General features: G+C 46.6%; 20 protein-coding genes, 1 tRNA gene and 1 riboswitch. Of the genes, 13 read left to right on the forward strand and 8 right to left on the reverse strand.

Annotated elements, in window-relative coordinates:
* Positions 1-15: 15 nt before the first annotated feature.
* The 8 genes from MHB82_RS00420 (at position 16) to MHB82_RS00455 (ending at position 6,379) form a co-directional block, all read left to right on the forward strand.
* Complete coding sequence (locus tag MHB82_RS00420) at positions 16-1,404, forward strand: D-alanyl-D-alanine carboxypeptidase family protein (RefSeq protein ID WP_110757097.1); 1,389 nt, start codon at positions 16-18, stop codon at positions 1,402-1,404.
* Between the two features lie 324 nt (positions 1,405-1,728).
* Positions 1,729-2,310, forward strand: coding sequence for a pyridoxal 5'-phosphate synthase glutaminase subunit PdxT (pdxT, locus tag MHB82_RS00425; protein ID WP_095362321.1), 582 nt, complete (start codon positions 1,729-1,731; stop codon positions 2,308-2,310).
* Between the two features lie 286 nt (positions 2,311-2,596).
* On the forward strand, positions 2,597-3,880 hold the full coding sequence (gene serS, locus MHB82_RS00430; protein WP_095293450.1) for a serine--tRNA ligase: 1,284 nt from the start codon (positions 2,597-2,599) through the stop codon (positions 3,878-3,880).
* A gap of 148 nt (positions 3,881-4,028) precedes the next feature.
* A tRNA-Ser gene (locus MHB82_RS00435) sits at positions 4,029-4,117 on the forward strand.
* Positions 4,118-4,300: 183 nt separating this feature from the next.
* Positions 4,301-4,642 carry a hypothetical protein gene (locus MHB82_RS00440; protein WP_095293451.1) on the forward strand — a complete coding sequence of 114 codons (342 nt, stop codon included), beginning with the start codon at positions 4,301-4,303 and terminating at the stop codon, positions 4,640-4,642.
* 23 nt (positions 4,643-4,665) lie between these two features.
* Positions 4,666-4,842 (forward strand): hypothetical protein, encoded by a 177-nt coding sequence (locus MHB82_RS00445; RefSeq protein ID WP_167301673.1) that lies wholly within the window; start codon positions 4,666-4,668, stop codon positions 4,840-4,842.
* 23 nt (positions 4,843-4,865) lie between these two features.
* A complete protein-coding gene (locus tag MHB82_RS00450) occupies positions 4,866-5,018 on the forward strand; it encodes a small acid-soluble spore protein P (protein ID WP_095293452.1) in 153 nt (50 codons plus the stop codon).
* 266 nt (positions 5,019-5,284) lie between these two features.
* Positions 5,285-6,379, forward strand: a complete 1,095-nt coding sequence (locus MHB82_RS00455; protein ID WP_095293453.1) for a hypothetical protein — start codon at positions 5,285-5,287, stop codon at positions 6,377-6,379.
* A gap of 71 nt (positions 6,380-6,450) precedes the next feature.
* Here MHB82_RS00455 and MHB82_RS00460 read toward each other — a convergent pair whose 3' ends face one another.
* Both MHB82_RS00460 and tadA read right to left on the reverse strand, forming a co-directional pair.
* Positions 6,451-7,026 carry a GNAT family N-acetyltransferase gene (locus tag MHB82_RS00460; RefSeq protein ID WP_095362320.1) on the reverse strand — a complete coding sequence of 192 codons (576 nt, stop codon included), beginning with the start codon at positions 7,024-7,026 and terminating at the stop codon, positions 6,451-6,453.
* Positions 7,027-7,063: 37 nt separating this feature from the next.
* Positions 7,064-7,564, reverse strand: coding sequence for a tRNA adenosine(34) deaminase TadA (gene tadA / locus MHB82_RS00465; protein ID WP_095362319.1), 501 nt, complete (start codon positions 7,562-7,564; stop codon positions 7,064-7,066).
* Between the two features lie 331 nt (positions 7,565-7,895).
* On the opposite strand from tadA, the gene MHB82_RS00470 reads away from it, so the two are divergent.
* Entirely contained in the window at positions 7,896-10,235 is a 2,340-nt protein-coding gene (locus MHB82_RS00470) for an ATP-binding protein (protein ID WP_341173557.1), read from the forward strand.
* Positions 10,236-10,253: 18 nt separating this feature from the next.
* Positions 10,254-10,955, forward strand: coding sequence for a 23S rRNA pseudouridine(2604) synthase RluF (gene rluF / locus MHB82_RS00475; RefSeq protein WP_095293456.1), 702 nt, complete (start codon positions 10,254-10,256; stop codon positions 10,953-10,955).
* Between the two features lie 144 nt (positions 10,956-11,099).
* On the opposite strand, the gene motB is transcribed toward rluF, so the two are convergent.
* Together motB and motA are read right to left on the reverse strand one after the other, a co-directional pair.
* On the reverse strand, positions 11,100-11,918 hold the full coding sequence (gene motB, locus MHB82_RS00480) for a flagellar motor protein MotB (protein ID WP_110757113.1): 819 nt from the start codon (positions 11,916-11,918) through the stop codon (positions 11,100-11,102).
* Complete coding sequence (gene motA, locus MHB82_RS00485) at positions 11,905-12,705, reverse strand: flagellar motor stator protein MotA (protein ID WP_095362317.1); 801 nt, start codon at positions 12,703-12,705, stop codon at positions 11,905-11,907. The genes motB and motA overlap by 14 nt, the downstream gene beginning before the upstream one ends.
* A 235-nt stretch (positions 12,706-12,940) precedes the next feature.
* On the opposite strand from motA, the gene MHB82_RS00490 reads away from it, so the two are divergent.
* From MHB82_RS00490 to rbsK, 3 genes are all read left to right on the forward strand, one after another.
* Positions 12,941-13,234, forward strand: coding sequence for a hypothetical protein (locus MHB82_RS00490; protein WP_095293459.1), 294 nt, complete (start codon positions 12,941-12,943; stop codon positions 13,232-13,234).
* Positions 13,235-13,495: 261 nt separating this feature from the next.
* Entirely contained in the window at positions 13,496-13,792 is a 297-nt protein-coding gene (locus tag MHB82_RS00495) for a 4a-hydroxytetrahydrobiopterin dehydratase (RefSeq protein ID WP_095293460.1), read from the forward strand.
* A 45-nt stretch (positions 13,793-13,837) separates the two neighbouring features.
* Positions 13,838-14,821 (forward strand): ribokinase, encoded by a 984-nt coding sequence (rbsK, locus tag MHB82_RS00500; RefSeq protein WP_341173558.1) that lies wholly within the window; start codon positions 13,838-13,840, stop codon positions 14,819-14,821.
* Positions 14,822-14,895: 74 nt separating this feature from the next.
* Here rbsK and MHB82_RS00505 read toward each other — a convergent pair whose 3' ends face one another.
* The 4 genes from MHB82_RS00505 to MHB82_RS00520 form a co-directional block, all read right to left on the reverse strand.
* Entirely contained in the window at positions 14,896-15,255 is a 360-nt protein-coding gene (locus MHB82_RS00505; protein ID WP_095362315.1) for a c-type cytochrome, read from the reverse strand.
* A gap of 155 nt (positions 15,256-15,410) precedes the next feature.
* On the reverse strand, positions 15,411-15,923 hold the full coding sequence (locus MHB82_RS00510) for a GNAT family N-acetyltransferase (protein ID WP_341176561.1): 513 nt from the start codon (positions 15,921-15,923) through the stop codon (positions 15,411-15,413).
* Between the two features lie 291 nt (positions 15,924-16,214).
* On the reverse strand, positions 16,215-16,685 hold the full coding sequence (locus MHB82_RS00515; protein WP_095293464.1) for a C40 family peptidase: 471 nt from the start codon (positions 16,683-16,685) through the stop codon (positions 16,215-16,217).
* Positions 16,686-16,688: 3 nt separating this feature from the next.
* Positions 16,689-16,826, reverse strand: a riboswitch (cyclic di-AMP (ydaO/yuaA leader).
* Between the two features lie 260 nt (positions 16,827-17,086).
* Positions 17,087-17,929, reverse strand: coding sequence for a hypothetical protein (locus MHB82_RS00520; RefSeq protein ID WP_341173559.1), 843 nt, complete (start codon positions 17,927-17,929; stop codon positions 17,087-17,089).
* Between the last annotated feature and the right edge of the window lie 3 nt (positions 17,930-17,932).

Here is a 17,932-nt window from a genome sequence, read left to right on the forward strand (position 1 = left end):
AAGGGAGTATTATCATTGAAAGCTAAACAAATGAACAAAAAGAAACGCCAAATGCTCAAAAAAAGCGTAGCCTCGGTTATGCTGGTCAATATGCTCTGCATGTCTGCAGTAATGCCGGTGATGGCTGCTGCGAATGATTCGGGTCAGGTACTGACTGCTGCTGCGACAACAACGAAGACCGAAAAAGCCGTGCAGGTTCCTTCTGTAGACTCACTTGGACTTGAAGTTAGATCTGCCGTACTCATGGAGGCTTCGACAGGCCAGATTCTGCTTAATGTGAATGCGGACAAAGCCATGCCGCCTGCCAGCATGACGAAGATGATGACCGAGTACATTGTGGCTGAGCAGGTTAAGCAAGGGAAGTTTGGCTGGGATGATGTAGTTACGGTTAAAAGAAATGCAGCGGAGAGCATAGGCTCACGTATTTTCCTGGCTGAAGGCGATCAACATACGGTTAAAGAGCTGTATATTGCTATGGCCGTTGGATCTGCAAATGATGCAACAGTGGCATTGGCAGAATATGTTGCAGGATCCGAAGAAGCTTTTGTGAAGATGATGAATGATGAAGCAAAGCGAATGGGCATGAAGGATACATTCTTTATTAACTCCACAGGTCTTGATCGTGCGGATATGCCTGCGGACTTCCAACCGGCCGAAGATAAAGAGACAGTTATGTCTGCATTGGATGCAGCAATTCTGTGCAGATATATCATTCAGGATCACCCCGACTACACAGACTTTACAACAATTCAATCCTATAAATTCCGTCCCAATGACAAAGCTCCAATTATCAACTACAACTGGATGTTGGAAGCGAATAAAGATATAACCAATTTCAAAAGCTACGCCTATGAAGGTCTAGATGGAATGAAAACGGGCCATACCACAAATGCAGGGAATAACTTCACAGGAACGGCTGAACGTGATGGTATGCGCCTGATCAGTGTTGTTATGGGTACCGATTCCGAGCCTGCACGCTTCAGAGAGACGAAAAAAGTACTGGATTATGGTTATAACAACTTCGAAGTGAAGCAAGCTGTCGCTGGTAAAACCAAAGTAACTGGCTGGGAAGCTGTTCCGCTGAAAAAAGGTAAAGAAACGAATGTGCCCGTAGTGACCGACAATGCAGTTAGCTTTGTTGTTCCCAAAGGCACTCAAAACCTGGATGTTACCTTTAAGGCAAACGTAACGGAAGCAGACAAGCTGGTTGCTCCAATTAAAGCAGGTACGAAAGTCGGAACGGTGACCTACACCTATAAGGCTGATGGTATTGAACCACAAGAGAAAACAGTGAACCTGATCACAGCAGAAGAGGCTGAAAAAGGCGGCTGGTTCCGTTTGTTCTTCCGTGCGGTAAAGGACTTCTTCGTTGATCTGTTTGATGGTATTAAAAACCTGTTCTAATTGATGCTATAGGGCATGACTGCAGATCATAGAAGTTTACGATCTACCTCACCTGAATAAGGACAATAAGCACCAAATTGCGACTGGATGCATTGTGTATTTACAATTTTTCCGGTAAAATATCAAGTTAGAATTCTACGCATACATCAGCTCAAAAGTCTAAGGAGAACCTTGTTAGTTGCACATGTTATAGTGGGAGCGACAAAGCATTACATGGACGGTAAATGGATTGCTGGAGTGTCCATAAACCTCGGGGCACGGATCTCCAAACTTACGGCTTTTGACGTATAACAGGATCGCGGCTGGTAGAAGAGGAGAACGCAAATGAAGATAGGTGTATTAGCACTTCAAGGTGCGGTTACAGAGCATATTCGCAGTGTTGAGCGGGCTGGTGCAGAGGGACTGGCTGTGAAACAGGTTGAGCAGTTGGATGAACTGGATGGTCTGATTCTTCCTGGCGGTGAGAGCACCACTATTGGTAAATTGATGCGCAAATATGGTTTCATGCAGCCTATTCGGGACTTTGCTGCCAAGGGTAAACCGGTATTCGGCACCTGTGCAGGCCTGATTGTAATGGCTGAGCGTATTTCAGGACAGGAAGAAGCCCATTTGGAATTGATGGATATGACTGTCTCCAGAAATGCATTCGGGCGGCAGCGGGAAAGCTTTGAAACAGACCTGCCTGTCAAAGGAATCGATGAAACGGTAAGAGCAGTGTTTATTCGCGCACCTCTAATTGAGAGTGTTGGGGAACAGGTTGAGGTTCTTTCCACTTATAAGGGTGAGATCGTTACTGCGCGCCAAGGAAACTTGCTGGCCTGCTCATATCATCCTGAATTGACCGATGACTACCGTTTGCATTCTTATTTTGTAGATATGGCCCAATCCTATAAGCAGTCGTTATAGAACCAATAGTGCATATTAGACAACTTATGATACCCTGGTGGATTGGAACACTCCTTCTGCAATCTGTAAGACTGCTGGAGGAGCTGAATCTGGTCAAATGCCTGATGTTGCCCGTATCTGCTTTACACAGCGGGAATCGCAGCGTAGGGTGTCACAGGGGTTCATAGGTTGTTTTTTTATTGTTGAAAATGATTAAGATGAAGTTATACGCGACTCCACAAAGGCTATGTGATAGGCTTAGGTTTATTGATATGTTTTCTGTGAGGTCATTTAGGAGGAGTATATAATGCTTGATGTAAAGATATTGCGGAATGAATACGCCCGTGTAGAAGAAGCGTTAACCAACCGTGGCAAGTCACTCGATCTCATTGCTGGATTTTCCGAGATGGACGCAAAGCGCCGGGAACTGCTGCAAGAGAGCGAGACATTGAAGAACCGCCGGAATACAGTATCCGGTGAAGTTGCTAAGCTGAAAAAGAATCGCGAGAACGCGGATGATTTAATTGTTGAGATGCGTGAAGTGTCTGATCGCATCAAGGCGATGGATGAAGAGGTCCGGGAACTGGAAGCGAAGATCAACGATCTGACGATGGCCATCCCTAACATTCCAAATGAGAGTGTACCTGTGGGTGCCTCTGAGGATGATAATGTAGAGATTCGCCGCTGGTCTGAACCGAAGTCGTTCGGTTTTACTCCAAAAGCACATTGGGAGATTGCGCAGGATCTGGATATCCTTGATTTTGAGGCTGCTGCGAAAGTAACAGGTTCCCGTTTTACGTTCTACAAAGGACTTGGCGCACGTCTTGAGCGAGCTCTGATTAACTTCATGATGGATCTGCACAGTGATCAGCATGGATATGAGGAGATTTTGCCTCCATATATCGTCAACCGCGACAGCCTCTTCGGAACAGGCCAATTGCCGAAGTTCGAAGAAGATCTGTTCAAGCTTAAGGATACGGAGTATTATCTAATCCCTACCGCAGAAGTTCCAGTAACGAACTATCATCGCGAAGAGATTTTGAATGCAGAGGATCTGCCGAAGCATTTCGTGGCATACAGCTCATGTTTCCGATCTGAAGCCGGCTCTGCTGGACGGGATACACGTGGATTAATCCGTCAGCATCAGTTCAATAAGGTTGAGTTGTTGAAATTGTCTTCTCCTGAAACGTCTTACGAGGAATTGGAGAAAATGACGCAAAATGCAGAACGTGTGCTTCAACTGCTGGAGTTGCCATACCGTGTTTTAGCGTTGTGTACAGCGGACATGGGCTTCACTTCCGCGAAAACCTATGATCTCGAGGTATGGTTGCCAGAAAGCAATACATATCGTGAAATCTCTTCCTGCTCGAACTGTGAAGACTTCCAGGCGCGCCGTGCCAACATTCGTTTCCGTAGAGAGCCGAAGGCTAAGCCTGAATTCGTCCACACACTGAACGGATCCGGACTGGCTGTTGGACGTACAGTGGCAGCTATTCTCGAGAACTATCAGCAAGAAGATGGGACTGTAGTTATTCCTGAAGCATTGCGTCCTTACATGGGTGGAATCAGTGTGATTGCACGTCGTTCCTAACATAGCGAATAGGGTTTTATTATGATAAAGCCAACCAAAAAAGCCCGTCAATTATTTATGACGGGTTTTTTTTATTCTAAAGCTTGCTTTTTTAATTGTATATGTGGTATGATCTATTTCGTGGCAAGTTTATAAAACTTCAAATTTTGGAGAGGTACCGAAGCGGTCATAACGGGGCGGTCTTGAAAACCGTTAGGGGGCAACTCCACGTGGGTTCGAATCCCACCCTCTCCGCCATAACAACACTTATAACAGGGACTTGAGCGATAAGCTCGGGTCCTTTTTTGCATATAACATTTTCCTCAATCGAGCTATCTGCCATGGTTCATTTATTAAAGGCATCAACAGGCTCTAATTGACTCCATATGCATGTATAAAATCATCTTGTTCGCCGCACTTTATAGGAGTGGAGGTGGTTAGATGAACCGCGAGTTAAATATAGATCAGACAGAGCTTGTAGGCGCATGGCAGGAGCGTTTGCCGGAAGTACTGAATGTCGGCGATCAGGCACAGGTAATGGCAGATGAAGCCGATCAGAAGGCTATTCGTATTCATATCGCGACTGCAGGACACCAAATGTACTCATTCGATTTCAAATGCGCGTATGTGGACTCCCGTGAGGTCAGTGTACAACTGATTGATGTAGAACGGGATGGACAAACGACAGATGAGCGCACAGAACCCATTCAGGAGCTGGCTCAGGATTATACACGGCATATTCATGAATGTGCCCAGTCGTTACAGTCCAAGACAAGAACATAGCCCCAATTGAAGGAGTGATTCGAGTGAGCAAAGCCAAGGCAGGGATCGATAAAAACTTGCAGAATGTTGTTGCTGATCTGGAGCAGCCAGCCGTGAACAGCCATCATGCACAGCAAATTCAGCAAGATACCAATGATCGTCGTCATCAGGATTCGTTGAATCATGACAAAACGGAAGATATGAACCCATCCCATTCCTAAAATCATGAAGAGGGGGTATTGGCATGAGCAAACCAAAAGCGATACCTGTACCGGAAGTTCAAGCTGCTGAGCAGCATCGCCGTCCGGAAAAGCATTCATCTGGACAGGAACCGTTGTCGGGGTCCAAAAAAGTGAAAAATCAAAATCATGTGGATCATAACAACCCACAAGGGTGAGATGAATACCCATCCATTTCAGTATTGTATTATGAGATATATATTGATGCATAACGAGACCTCCTGTTACCTAACAGGGGGTTTTTGCGTATTCATACATATTAATGACCGATAAAGATAGAATTGAAAAGCTAACATAGGTCTTTGTAGCCATTTTAGTGTGGGAAGATCACAAATTTCCCAAATCGTGTTTCCGTTTCAGAATAAATGGTATATCATTGATGTTGAATTACTTTTTTGGGGTTATCACGAGAGGAGAGAAACAAATGACTAAACGTATGGGGGCGTTGCTTCTAACGTTGCTGTTGACGGTATCGTTGGCTTTGACAGCATGTAGCAGCAAACAAGAACCAAAAGAAGCACTGAAGACGGCTGCGGCCAATGCTTCTAAACTGACTTCGTATGAGATGAGTTCCAATTTCACAATTAATGAATTGAGCTATAAACCTGCAGACGAGTCACAACAAGATCCAACGATGACTCAGTTTATGAGCATGTTGAAGGATGCTCAGTTTAACGTAACTGGCGTATATCAAAGCGAGCCAATGCAAACAGAAATGACAGTTAGCCTTGAGCTCAAAGGTGATATGGGCATGACATTCACCATTCCAATGGTGATGACAGCTGAGAAGCTTTACGTTAAAGTGCCAAGCATTCCGTTCTTCCCAATTCCGGAGACGGTGGTTGGCAAGTTCCTGGAACTGGATCTGAAAGAATTGGCTGAGCAAGAGGGTACGGAATGGAACCCTGATGCTATGGACGCAGCCAAAACACAAAAACTGAGCAATGAAGTTATGGATGCTGTTCTTAGTGAATATGACCAAGACAAATTCTTCAAAAACGTAGATGTTAAGGATGCACAGCTGCCAGAAGGTGTAGATGCCAAGCAGGTAGTGCAATTCTCCGTTACTAACGACAACGTTAAAGAAGCAGTTACTGTACTGGTGACTAAAGCACTGCCTAAAGTGCTGGACATCTTGTCCAAAGAAGAATACCGCGATATGCTGCAACTGGATCAAGCTGATATTGATCAAGCCAAAGAAGATCTGAACATCACGGAAGCTGATCAGACTGAAATGTCTAAGGATCTGGATCAGTTGAAAGAGACGTTGACCATCAACAAATTCAACATCGATTTCGCACTGGATAAGCAGGATTTCCCGGTTTACCAAAAGATTGCAGCTGATCTGCTGATCAAACCAGTGGATACCAAAGATGAAGTGAAGTTGGCCTTTACTGGATCCAACACCTACACTAAAATCAATGAGAAAGCTGCCTTCAAAATCAATATCCCTACAGGTGAAAATGTAATTACGATGCAAGAGTTCGAAGAACTGATGAATTCTTCTTACGGATACTAAGCTCATTCCAAGCAATGAGTGAAAAAAGCCGCCTCGACTTTATGTCGGGCGGCTTTTTGTTGTTTTATAGGTTAAATTTGTTGTTGGGACTCCGATAAATCTTCAGCAAGAACGGCATAAATTCGGTGATCCTGATAGCTTCCGTTGATCTTCAGATATTTACGGGCAATGCCTTCTGCCTGAAAGCCGTTCTTCTCCAGTACACGCTGGGAGCCGGCATTAGTGGGTAGGATTGCGGCCTGAACACGATTCAACTTCAAGGCGCGGAAGGCATAGGCAACAGCCAGTTTAACAGCTGCTGTCATACGTCCACCACCCTGATAGTCTGGATGGATAAAGTAACCCATATCGGCATAATTGGCAACGCCATAGGAGACGTTGTTCAGGCTGATTTGTCCAATGAGCAGGTCGTCCTTGATAGTGTAGATGCCAAACTGATAACCTGTACCTTCTTCAGCGGCTTTTAGACGGTCCTGAATCCGCCTTGTTTGAGCATCCAATGTGTAAAACTCATCATCTCGAAGAGGCTCTACAGCTTGGTAGGGAACGCGAGTAACCTGGATCAGATCAAGATAGGCTTGCGTATCGTCGGTGGTGAGTAATCGGAGGCTAATTCCGTTGGGGGTATCATACAGGGTTAATGCCATAGCAGTACACTTCCTCTCAAGATCAAAAGTATAAGTATTACTTCTTGCGTAACCGACGGAAGAATTGGGTCAGCATCGTGGAGCATTCGGGTTGAAGGACATCTGGAATCACCTCAGTACGATGATTGAACCGTGGCTCCTGCAGCAAGTTCATCAAAGTTCCTGCACATCCGGCTTTGGGGTCAGCAGTACCATATATAACGCGGGGCACTCGAGACTGTACAATGGCACCTGCGCACATAGGGCAAGGTTCTAGTGTCACATACAGGCTGCAATCAAGCAGGCGCCAGGCTCCCATCGTTTCGCTTGCCTGACGAATAGCGACCATCTCCGCATGTGCAGTGGAATCAAGAGTGGTCTCACGCAAATTATATCCTCGTCCGACAATCTGATTATGCTGCACAATGACCGCTCCGATAGGGACTTCCCCAAGTGCCTCAGCTTTTAGCGCCTCGGCAATGGCTTCACGCATCCAGAATTCGTGCTGCTGTTCCTCCGTAAGATGTGAAAGATCAACCGAGATTGGGTGTTCATTCATTACAGTTAAAGCTCCTTCCAAAGCATTTATTCGGCGAACAAATATTCGTTTGTTAACATGATGTGCATAAGTCTGTGGATAACTACCGAGTTGCTCACATAGTTATGAACAGGATATCCACAAGCCTGTGGATTTGTGGATAGTTTTAGTGATTAATCTCATTGTAGGCACGGAAAAGACAAAAAACAATGAAATTCGAGCTTTTTAGCCAAGCGGTAACTTTTGGACGAGGGGCATTTATCCTTTTCAAAATCACACACAACCGTTATGATGGAGATAGGTTTTGCCATATATCGCCAAAGGGTACAAGCCGAGAGGTGAACTAAAAAAGTTGTCTATTAAAACGAAATTATCCATGATTATGTCGTGCTCGGTGCTTGTTATTTTGATTCTGAATATCGCGCTGAGTTATTATACTACCGAGGAAAATCTTAGGCAGGACAGTGAAACCAAGATGGTCCTAACGGCCAAACAGATTGCAATTTCTGTCGAACAGAATCAGAATAGTTTGGATTATGTAAAACGCCAGATTGGTAATAATCTATGGCTTGCTTCAGTCATGGCTGCAGAAGAACTCGACCCGGATATTAATAATATCACAAATGAGGAACTTGTACGTTTAAGCAAAAAAGTGGGGGTATCGCATATCTCTCTCATGGAACAAACCGAGGATGATATCGTTGTAACCCGCTCTTCCGATCCGCGCGAAGTTGGTTTATCCACAAAGAAAATGACCTATTGGTATCAAGCCTTTAAGCAATTGTTCGAAAAACATCAGGTTACCATCACTCAAGGGCAGAAATTGGATCATTTTTGGTCCGATGGTTTCGAGTACTCGACGTCCAGTCCATCGGATATTGATATCTGGGGTTATTATCATGATGGCAAGAGGAACTACATAATCAATCCCTTCTATAATAATGCTGAAGTTGATGACTATGTGAAGATCTCTGGTCCGGATGAGATATTGAACAAAATTCGTGAAGTGAATCCTTCCATTTTGGAGATTACGGGTATCAATCCATTGACTTTTGGCAGTCCCAATATGAGTGAAGATGGAAGGGATAGCAACTACAGCAAGTTGAATAGTAGACCGATTCGTTTTGGTACGTATCAGTATGGTACCGCAGATGAGGACCACCGGGCAGTCGTGAGGGCGATCCGAACCGGGCAAAATGTATCGTTTGTCAGTGAAACGCATGAGCAGAAGGTGTTAAAAAGCTTCATCCCAATCTTTACTCCGAATGAAGCATCATATGTCATCAGTATTGTCATGGACTATAAGCAAATATCCTCCATGGTATCGGAACAATTGGTCAGTCATGCTTCCATATCGCTGGTGCTGCTGGAAATCGTGATCTTTGGCAGCTATTTGTTAGCAGGATATATTACACGTCCTATTCAATCCATCCTGGGCAAAGTGAATGATGTAGCGGATGGACATTTCGACTTCCGTCTGAAAGTAAGAAGGAAGGACGAGCTGGGTCAGCTGGCCAATCGGATTAATGCCATGATTCGCAATCTGGGTCACTATACCAACCGGTTGAAACAGATGTATGAGGAGAACAGGGCGGTTAAAGAGCATCTGGAATCCATCATTAATCAAACTGCCGATGCCATTCATATTACCGATCTAGATGGTAAGGTCTTGCGTGTAAACCGGGCATTTGAACAACTATATGGCTGGCGAAGCCGAGAGGTCGAAAACCGCAGGCTGAAGATCATCCCGCCTGAAGCGGAAGAGGAAATGAAGCAGCAGCATGCCCAGCTCATTGAAGGGCTATCCATTACCTCGAACGAAACCGTATGGATGAAAAAAGATGGCACACGGGTTGAAGTTAGTGTCAGTACAGCGCCTGTGCGCGATGAATTAGGTGAAATTACAGCACTGATTAGTGTGTCGAGGGATATCACGAGCCGCAACCGGATGGAAGAGCTGCTAAGACGCTCAGAGAAGCTCACAACCGTAGGCCAACTGGCTGCTGGTGTTGCGCATGAAATCCGTAACCCGCTTACAACGCTGCGTGGTTTCCTGCAGCTGCAGCAGGAGACGAACAAACTGAATCATCGACATCTCGATTTGATGCTGTCGGAACTTGACCGGATCAATCTGATCGTAGGCGAATTCCTGATTTTGGCCAAACCACAGGCTGTTCACTTCCAGGAGCGGGATATCCGCTTTATTCTCGGCGATGTGATATCGCTGCTGGATAGCCAGGCACATCTGCACGGGGTTGAATTTGTATTAAATGCATCATCGGATTCAGCTATGGTACACTGTGAAGAGAATCAGTTGAAGCAAGTGTTCATCAATCTGCTTAAGAATGGTATGGAAGCCATGCCGAACGGAGGCAGCATTCGGATTCGTCTTGACCATGACGAGGAATTAAACCGGGTGCGGATTGAAATTAAGGATGAGGGTATCGGGATTCCGGAAGAGATGATGCCGAAGCTTGGTGAGCCGTTCTTTACCAATAAGGAGTCTGGAACAGGACTTGGTTTAATGGTCAGTCAGCGCATCATTCAATCACATAAGGGCATGATGGATATTAAAAGCGTCATGAACAAGGGCACGACCGTTATCATTGATCTTCCCGCTACCAAACAGCTCCCGGAGAGCATGGAAGATGAAGATCGGACGGAAGATGGGCTTACAGACGAAGAGAACTAGATGAGGTGAGATTACCTTTTGCGTATTAATAAATTTATAAGTGAAACGGGCTATTGTTCCCGGCGTGAAGCGGACAAATTAGTGGAGAGCGGGAAAGTGACCATTAATGGCGTAACCGCCGAACTGGGAAGTCAGGCGGAAGAAGGCGACGACGTACGGATCAACGGTCAGCCTATCAAGGAAAAAAGAAAACATGTATACATTGCACTGAATAAACCTGTCGGTATTACGAGTACAACCGAGCAGCATATCAAGGGGAATATCGTTGACTTTGTAGGGCATAAGGAGCGCATTTTTCCAATTGGCCGATTGGATAAGGATTCCGAAGGGCTCATTCTGATGACCAATGATGGAGATATCGTCAACCGGATACTTAGAGCAGAGGGACGCCATGAGAAAGAGTACATCGTAACGGTTGACCGCCCTGTCACGCCGAGTTTTCTGAAGGGGATGAGCACGGGCGTCAAAATTCTCGGTGAAATGACGCTGCCCTGCACCGTCACTCGAATCTCTGAGCGAGTATTCCGGATTATACTGACCGAGGGGAAGAATCGGCAGATTCGCAGAATGTGCAGTGCCTTTGGTTACGAGGTGCGTAAACTGAAGCGTGTACGTATCATGAATATTCATCTGGGTGAACAGGCTACAGGGAAGTGGAGAGAGCTGACAGCTGCGGAGAAGTCGGAATTGGGCAGCCTGCTGAACTACTCTCTGGAATAAATAGTTTAATTCAAGAAAGCTCTGCATATCTTTTCTGAAGAAAAGGGCAGAGCTTTTTTGATATCACGCTTTACATAATTACACATCAAAAAGACGTTTTCCTCTACCTGAGAGAAAAACGTCCTTTTGAACTTGCATTCACTTCTAGTTTGCTGGATTGACTGCTTTCACAGTTGAATTGTTGCTTTGATACTTCCGGATAATTGAAACCTCTACACGGCGATTCTGAGCTCGTCCAACATTGGTCTGGTTACTGGCAACCGGGTGATACTCACCATACCCGCTAGGTGTGAACTTCGCAGGGTCCAGCGCGTCGTTCAATAAGAGGATTTTAAGGAAGTTCAGTGCGCGATCCGCACTTAGATCCCAGTTATCCTTATATTGGCTGTTCGAGATGGGAATATTATCAGTATGGCCAGATACAACCACTTCATATTGCGGGAACTCCTGAAGCATGTTGGATATGGCTTTTGCCAGTGATCGCGATTCAGGCTTCACATCTGCACGCCCTGAAGAGAACAGAGCGTTATCACTGATGGTGATCTTCAGTTCAGATTGATTCAGCTTGGTGTTGAGTTGGTCGGATAGCCCGTTTTTGCTAATATATTGGTCCAGTTGTTTCTTGAGTTTTTCCAGATCTTCCTGCTCTTTTTGTGCCATCTGTGCATCTGTAATCTGAGCAGACTTGTTCTTGGTGATCTCTTCAGGCACCTGTTTGTTTTTGCCCAGGTCGGTTGTGGCTTCCGTAGGATTCATGGATGTATGATCCAATACACCTGCGCCGCCATTCAGTGCACTGCTTAGTGCCGAGGCCATCTGTTCGAACTTGGCTGCATCGAGAGAACTCATGGAGAACAACGTAATAAACAGGGCAAGTAACAGTGTCATCAAGTCAGAATACGGGAGCAACCAGCTCTCGTCTATATGTTCTTCATGCGGCTCATGTTTTTTAGCCTTTTTCACCTGATGATCCCTCCTTCTCTTCCAGCTGTCTACGTTCGGAAGGTGTCAGGAATACAGATAATTTTTGGTTGATGGCAATGGTGGAAACACCAGATTGAATGGATAACAATCCTTCAACCATCATCAGCTTGATCTCCATCTCTTTCTTGGACATCCGCTTCAACTTGTTGGACATCGGGTGCCACAACACGTAACCACTAAAAATACCAAGGAGTGTCGCGATGAACGCAGCCGCAATCGCGTGAGATAGCTTTTCCATATCACTAAGGTCGGCCAGGGCTGCAATCAGACCTACAACGGCCCCGAGAACCCCGAGTGTTGGAGCGTACATCCCCGCTTGTGCGAAGATCAATGCTCCTCCGCGGTGACGCTCTTCGGTGGCATGGATATCTTCCATCAAAACATCACTAACAAATTCCTGGTCGTTGCCGTCAATAATCATGCGCATACCGCTGCGAAGGAATTGATCGTCAATCTCTTCGACTTTTGATTCCAGTGCCAGCAAACCTTCACGACGGGTAGTGGAAGCCCAATCCATAAATGTGCCGATCAGTGAAACACGGTCAATCAGTTGCTGCTTTTTGAAGAGTACCCCGAAAAGCTTGGGGATTTTTTTAACTTCAGACATTGGAAATGCCATGAAGATTGTTGCTGCTGTACCAACAAAGATAATAACGTAGGCTGCCGGGTTGTTAACCAGATTAATCAGGGGAGCACCCTTCAGGAACATCCCGAGAACAAGTGAAACCAGCCCTAAAACTAGTCCGATAATCGTTGAAATTTCCATCATACACCTCATCCATGAGATAAAATTGAATCCTTTCAAGCGGCTGTATTCGGGCTTCCGGGCGAATGTTTGGCCGCAATCCGTTTAACCTTTGGCATTTTTTAGAAATGCTGTAACAGCTGAAACGGTCATGTATAGTATTTATCGACCAGAAGCCCTTTTTTTTTAAGGGTTATTTTCAGGTATAATAAGAACAAATCAGCTCTTTAGGGGCCAAACAGGAGTGAAAAAGCCAATGGGCGTAAAGCATGGACGGGATTATGAAGGAATATTGACAGATTTGACACAGGCGATCGGACGCATTCCGGACCGATACGTTTTTTTTGAAATGGATGCAGAGGATTGGTCCCGTTTGGGTGAAAACGAGCAGCTCGAAGTAGACGAAGCTCTGGCAGAGGACTTGTTCTATGCGCTGGGCACAGAGTCGGTCATTCCTGTAGGGAGTGGTGTGGTTATCCATGATAAGGAGCAGCATCGCATTCATATTCTGATTGGGGAAGAAGAATTGACATTTGTACCCCTAATCTAGGGCCGAATATAAGGGGCATTCTAGCGTGGAAGCCGGGAGGGTAAACGCCTGGAAGCCTTACCACTATTGGCTCTAACGCCATTTACAGTATTGGATTTTGAGTTCCGTACGTGGTAAGATGAGAGTCATGAAACGGGCGAGCCGCAGAGCGGCTAACCTATAACGGTTGGGGTTACTGTGGTAGCACCAAGGTTTCGGATGGCATGAGGGACAGGGTTAGAGACTACCCTTTTGCCGTCTTTATGGGGAGGAAGATAACGTATGGTTTTTACGCAAGAAGAAGTCGAAGCTCATCTGGGAAGGCTGGAAGGCTGGGAACTAGAAGAGGGACGGTGGATTGTCCGCAAGTTCGTATTTTCCAACTACATGAAAGGGATTGCATTCGTGGATGAGGTCGCCGCGATCTCGGAAGCATTTAATCATCACCCTTTTATTACGATTGATTATACAACGGTTACGCTGCGTCTCACGTCGTGGGATGAGGGTGGAATTACATCTGTAGATATTAAGGAAGCAGAGCAGTTTAACGAAACGTTTGAGAAAATGAGGACGACATAGCCGGGATCGGTTATCGTTGTGCTGCCAAGAAATGAGGAAGCATACATGTCAGACATGAATCAGAATAAGCCTCTGATCGCGGTTGTAGGCAGTCTCAATATGGACCTCGTGGTGAAGACCGATATCATCCCGGAAGAGGGAGAAACGGTAAGCGGTGAGGAGCTTCACTATCTGGCTGGCGGCAAAGGGGCTAACCAAGCCGTTGCTGCTGCACGTCTGGGTGGACAGACCACGATGATTGGAGCAGTGGGTTCGGACGGTTTTGGGGAACGCTTGCTGCACAGTCTGACGGATAGTGGGGCAGATGCCTCGCAGGTTCGTGTATTGGAAGACACTGTAACAGGTACAGCATCGATCTGGCTCTCCAAGGGAGACAACCGGATTATCGTTATTCCTGGAGCGAATGGACAAGTGGTGCCGGAGATGCTGGAAGAGGCGGATACGGTAAAAAGCCTGACTGCAGCCGCAGCGGTGCTGCTGCAGCTGGAGATCCCGCTGCCAGCGGTCACCCGCGCCGCCGAACTGGCGGCAGAAGGCAGCGCACTGGTGGTGCTCAATCCGGCTCCAGCGGTGCCGGGTCTGCCCCAGGAGCTCCTGCGGTGCGTCGACGTGGTCACGCCGAACCGCAGCGAGCTTGCCGTGCTTACCGGCCGGGATGATCTCCGGCCGGAAGACGTGGATGCGGCGGTCGCAGAGCTCGCCGCATCGCTCGGGGCCGCTGTCGTCACGACGCTCGGCCCCGAGGGGGCTGTGTACGCGGCAGCGCCTGGCGGCCGCGTACAGGCTGGGCGTGCCGGCGCTTGCCGTGCGCCGGGCTACGCCGTAAGCGCCGTCGATACGACCGGCGCTGGCGATTGTTTCAACGGCGCGCTGGCGGTAGCCCTTTCGCGCGGGGAAACCCTGGACGCGGCAGTAGGCTATGCCATGGGAGCGGCCGCGTTATCCGTAACGAAGCTCGGCGCCCAGTCGGGGATGCCGTATGCACGTGAAGTGGAAGCCTTTTTGGCAGAACACTCAGCCAGAGGCTGAACGATATGACGAAGAGGCCCGTACCATTCCCGAGAGGGAAGGCAGGGGCCTCTTTGCTGCGTATCTCGTTATCCTTATTTCTTCTCGGCCAGCCACATCGCGATATTGGCAATTTCCTCGTCCTTCAGTTTGTCCTTGAAGGAAGGCATGCCTCCGCCTTTACCTTTGACAATGGTAGAGTAGATCTTCTCCACATCATCCTTGCTGCCGATGTTAGCTAGAGCAGGTCCTACGCCACCTTGAAGCTGATCCCCGTGACACGTGATACAATTGGCTTTGACCAGTGCTTCAGCCTGTCCGGCATCCATTGCCACTTCCGGCATGGTTGGTTTCGCTTCTTCAGCCACTTCCTCTTTCCCTGGAAGCGTAAACATTAATACAATAGCCAATGCGCATGCTGCAAAAAATACCCCGCTCATGATCCATTTGTGCATCCGTTATGTCCCCTCCAGAATGAAAGATCATCTAAACTGAAACTGTCCATATCATTATAACGGAACCTGTTAAGACATCATAGCATTTTGTGGTAATTTTTTGAACTAATCACATAAACGGGCATGAATTTCTTTTTGGTTATGCGGTTTAAGGGTTAACGAGGTCCTTCATAGACCATGCAATAAAAAGGCATCAAACCACTTGGTGTCTGTCGTTCATACGTATCCTGGGTGACAAATCCAGCCTTGTGATAAACCCGAATAGCCCGCGTATTCCAGGTGAGCACTTCGAGATCGATCTCATGACTTGGGTTCCGCCGAATGGCTTCCTTCACGATCGCAGAGACAAAGGCAGTACCGCGACCTTGTCCACACTGTTCAGGGTGCATACCAAGTCCAATGCGCGTCACGCCTTCAAGAGGAAAGAATTGAACGAATCCGCAAAGTTGGTCCTGCTCTCCGAGTACAACAGCATATTGCTCTTTTCGAAGCTGCTCGTCCCCGAATTCAACCTCCAGCGCCTTCATCTGTTCCCAGGGCAGCCAGGTATAGATGTTATAGGGTGGTTCATATATCCAGCTGCAGATCAATGCTGCATGTTCTTCTTGCATCGGCACAACGTGAAACGTTACAGAAGCTTCATCCACACCACTGCACGCTCCTTTCATTGTGAACAAGCTACTTCTAGTCATACGCTAATCGTTTATAACATATGTCATTTCATATTTAATCCTGATTTTACTCTACAAAAGAGGAGGGTATTTGGCAAGGTTTTGCTCCCTTGAAAAAAAGTGAAACAAAAGTTTCTGGAATTTCGTTTATATTATAGTAGGATGGGTAAAAACATCATAAGGGCATGGACGAACAAGCACAAAAAAACCGCCGGATACATTCCTGCGGAGAATGTACCGGGCGGTTGATTTATGCTTCGTTACAGTATGATGTTGCTCAGCTTGTCCCTAGTCGAGGGCCAGTGACTCATATGCGTCCGTGCTCATAATCCGTTTAGCGCCAACATAGCGGTTGGCCCAGTAGTTCTCACTCAAAGAACTAATGGTAACTCCTTTGGAAGACGAGGAGTGTGCAAACTTACCTTCACCCACGAAAATCCCTACGTGTGAAACCCCTTTACCCGTTGTATTGAAGAATACCAGATCGCCTGGTCTCATTTCCATGCGGGATACCGAGTCACCCATGTCGAATTGGGAACTGGATTGACGAGCCAAATCGATGCCCAGCTTTTCGAATACATACCGTGTGAATCCAGAGCAGTCAAAGCCGTTAAGCGTTGTTCCACCACTTTTGTATGTAGTTCCCATTGCTGAATCAATTACTTTATCCATTTTTGAATCTGCGAATGCGCTGCCTGCTCCAAGCGATAGTGCGAATGTTAAGCTAAGGACAGCTGCTGTTAATTTCTTTTTGAACAAGAGATATACCCCTTCCAACGCCTGCGAGGTTAGCTTAAGGATTCGGTTGAAGGTCCCCTATGATCCCTCTGTAGCAAGATCAATTCACCCATAACTGGTTCCCCCGCTTCCCAGGTGCCAGGAATTTGGCTATGCTAGTTGTGCACCTGCGAAATCAAGAAATGACGATTTAATTTTAAGTAGTTACAATTCATAAGGTAAAGATTACAAAGTTGTTACTAAAAACTCACTGCGATTATTGTAACAGAGGAGTAAAGCTTTGGCAACGTTTAACAAGAAAATTAGCAAAAAAAACCTCGACCTTTGACGGGGAAAGGTTGAGGTTTGCTTTTTTGAAGCGTAAACATTGACACAAGTTTACATGAAGATGGTAACAATTTTTGAGCGGTTCATTACACTTTTTAACCTTTGGAGGACTTGGACTGCCACAGGCGGAAATGAGCACATATCTTCCATATATCCAACAAACATCTGGCGAGCGGATAGGTTTGTTGCAGGATCAGACCGATGAGACCTGTCAGGAACCACGACGCAGATGTGAAGGCACCGAAGATGAGCAGATGAATTCCTCCCAGAACCACTGCGATACCAATGAGAGAAATGATATGACGCAAGGCGAGCAATAGACCGAGAAATGTACCTTTTACCCCGCCCTGACTCTCGGGTGCTGTGGCGCCAAACTGCATATATAACAAAGCATGATGTACGATCCATCCATACACGATCCATCCGGCTACATATGGAATGCCTGGCAGCAGCAGCTGCAGCGAGTGGAATCCATCCAGAAAGATACTATACAGCTTGGGGATCAGCCAGTACGCAGGCAGCAGTAATAATAGCGTTTTAATGAAATGAAGCAGCATCATCGGTTTCCACAGTGCCTTGATCCCACGTATAAAAGGAATACGTTCTTCTGTATGATTGAAGTGTTGTAATGAATAGAGTAGCCCTGCCTGAATGAGAGGGGTAATCAGCATGCGGAGCAGGAGCATGGCCCCAAGTATCCATAAATAACGATGCACCTCGGGATGGGTAGACAGACTGAGCTGGCTTTCCATTTTGAATAAAATGGTACTCAGCTCCCCGGCGTCAGGGTCCGGATAGCGCAGCAGCAAGGGAATAACTGCCGATTGCACCATTTTATAGATGAAGTAACCCCATACTAGCTGATAGAGAAACAAAAGTGCCACAATGAACATATGCTGACGGACGAGAAACCAGCCCTCACGTATTTTTGCTTTCACTGT

The sequence above is a fragment of the Paenibacillus sp. FSL K6-2862 genome (assembly GCF_038005125.1).
Lineage (GTDB): Bacteria > Bacillota > Bacilli > Paenibacillales > Paenibacillaceae > Paenibacillus > Paenibacillus illinoisensis_A.

Bases quoted from the DNA above. Each gene is read 5' to 3' on its own strand.
- pdxT (WP_095362321.1), top strand. From the start codon at position 1,729: ATGAAGATAGGTGTATTAGCACTTCAAGGTGCGGTTACAGAGCATATT.
- serS (WP_095293450.1), top strand. From the start codon at position 2,597: ATGCTTGATGTAAAGATATTGCGGAATGAATACGCCCGTGTAGAAGAA.
- MHB82_RS00440 (WP_095293451.1), top strand. From the start codon at position 4,301: ATGAACCGCGAGTTAAATATAGATCAGACAGAGCTTGTAGGCGCATGG.
- MHB82_RS00450 (WP_095293452.1), top strand. From the start codon at position 4,866: ATGAGCAAACCAAAAGCGATACCTGTACCGGAAGTTCAAGCTGCTGAG.
- MHB82_RS00455 (WP_095293453.1), top strand. From the start codon at position 5,285: ATGACTAAACGTATGGGGGCGTTGCTTCTAACGTTGCTGTTGACGGTA.
- MHB82_RS00460 (WP_095362320.1), bottom strand. From the start codon at position 7,026: ATGGCATTAACCCTGTATGATACCCCCAACGGAATTAGCCTCCGATTA.
- tadA (WP_095362319.1), bottom strand. From the start codon at position 7,564: ATGAATGAACACCCAATCTCGGTTGATCTTTCACATCTTACGGAGGAA.
- motA (WP_095362317.1), bottom strand. From the start codon at position 12,705: ATGGAAATTTCAACGATTATCGGACTAGTTTTAGGGCTGGTTTCACTT.
- MHB82_RS00490 (WP_095293459.1), top strand. From the start codon at position 12,941: ATGGGCGTAAAGCATGGACGGGATTATGAAGGAATATTGACAGATTTG.
- MHB82_RS00495 (WP_095293460.1), top strand. From the start codon at position 13,496: ATGGTTTTTACGCAAGAAGAAGTCGAAGCTCATCTGGGAAGGCTGGAA.
- rbsK (WP_341173558.1), top strand. From the start codon at position 13,838: ATGTCAGACATGAATCAGAATAAGCCTCTGATCGCGGTTGTAGGCAGT.
- MHB82_RS00505 (WP_095362315.1), bottom strand. From the start codon at position 15,255: ATGCACAAATGGATCATGAGCGGGGTATTTTTTGCAGCATGCGCATTG.
- MHB82_RS00510 (WP_341176561.1), bottom strand. From the start codon at position 15,923: ATGAAAGGAGCGTGCAGTGGTGTGGATGAAGCTTCTGTAACGTTTCAC.